We start from the raw sequence: 1,430 nt of genomic DNA, 5'->3' as shown, positions 1-1,430 counted from the left end.
GAGTTATACAGGGACGCTCAGGCCTGGAGGGAATTAAAAGCGAAAGAGAGGTAGGTGACAGCCTACATGGAGATCAATTATCTGGCAGAGATCATAGCCTTCGAACGATGGCTCGAAACTAACTACTTACCGATCCCGTCGCAGTTGTTATGGTACAAGATGATGAACTATTTCAACCGGAGCGGGTGGAGCGAGTGGGTTATAGTAGATAACCTGAGATTGATGGCAGCCATGTCAATGGGTCGAGAAGCCACATTCATCAAGGCGAGGGACGAACTCATAAAGGCTGGCCGTATCATCTACCAGAAGGGCAGAAAAGGAAGCCCTAATAAATACAAAATGGTGTATTTCACTTTCAAAAACGTAGTAAAAAGCGAAGTATATAGCGAAGTAAAAAGCGAAGTATTTCCCGTAGTAGAAAGCGAAGTACAAAGCGCAGACATATATAAACATAAACAAAAACAAAATAAAAAGAGTACCTCTGAAGAGGTACCAGAAAAGCCGGACGACTTTTCCTCCCAGATCACCACGATTCGAGAATTATATAATTCCGTTTGCGGGTCGTATCCCCGCCTGGTGAAGCTGTCGGAAGCGAGGAAGAAGGCGATCCGTGCGAGACTGAGGGCAGGATATACCGTTGAGGACTTCCGTCGGCTTTTTGAGACTGCGGAGGAAAGTGACTTTTTGAAGGGCAAAAACCGCAGGAACTGGTCAGCTACGTTTGACTGGCTGGTTGCTGATGCCAATATGGCAAAGGTGCTGGATGGGAACTACCGGAACCCGACAGAGGGGAAACCTGCCTGCGAAAAGACTCCCGGTCCATCGTCCAACCGGTTCCACAACTTTGAACAAAGGGATGTGGACTATGATGCGATCATGATGGAGCGGACGAGGGAGTTTTTGAGAGAGGGGGAGAGAGATGGAAGATGAGAATACCATGGTTCCTGAGACAGGAACCATTGACCATACAGGCCCGGAGTGGTACCAGATGGAGATCCCACTGGATGAGATCGGGCGGTACATACATACAGACCTTAAGACGGCCGCCAGAAGTGTGATATCCATCGGGTACTGGCTGATGTATGTGCGGGATCGTAATCAGTTCCAGGAATACGGATACAGCGATATCAATGAGTATGCTGCCAGGCAGTTCGGTTTCAGCCGGTCAACCACCAAACGCTATATAGACCGGTGCATCCGGTTTTCCAAGGGAGGCAACAGCCCCATACTGGATGATCGGTACAGGGATTTCAGCAAAGCACAGCTTCAGGAGATGCTTGGGCTTGATGATGAGCAGTTGGAGCAGGTAACTCCAGATATGACCGTGCGCCAGATCCGAGCCATGAAACAGCCTAAGGAAATCCCGTATGTGGAGCTTCCGGGGCAGATCAGTATTACAGATTTTCCGGGGATTGAGCCGGAGGCTGCTC

General features: G+C 49.3%; 1 protein-coding gene and 1 pseudogene. Both read left to right on the top strand.

The annotated features are described in order from the left end of the window. Positions 1–66 precede the first annotated feature (66 nt). Entirely contained in the window at positions 67–930 is an 864-nt protein-coding gene (locus tag WKT10_RS15845; protein WP_340278040.1) for a hypothetical protein, read from the top strand. Further along, positions 920–1,430 (top strand): annotated as a pseudogene (locus WKT10_RS15840) (hypothetical protein); the annotation flags it as partial. The gene WKT10_RS15845 and the pseudogene WKT10_RS15840, both read left to right, overlap by 11 nt.

Source organism: Enterocloster sp. HCN-30185 (assembly GCF_037890305.1).
Taxonomy (GTDB): domain Bacteria; phylum Bacillota; class Clostridia; order Lachnospirales; family Lachnospiraceae; genus Enterocloster.
The sequence above is the reverse complement of the archived record's forward strand: the minus strand, read 5'-3'. Positions and strand labels throughout refer to the sequence as shown.

What these genes read in the sequence shown, in the direction of transcription:
- WKT10_RS15845 (WP_340278040.1), top strand. Translation starts at nt 67, where the DNA reads ATGGAGATCAATTATCTGGCAGAGATCATAGCCTTCGAACGATGGCTC.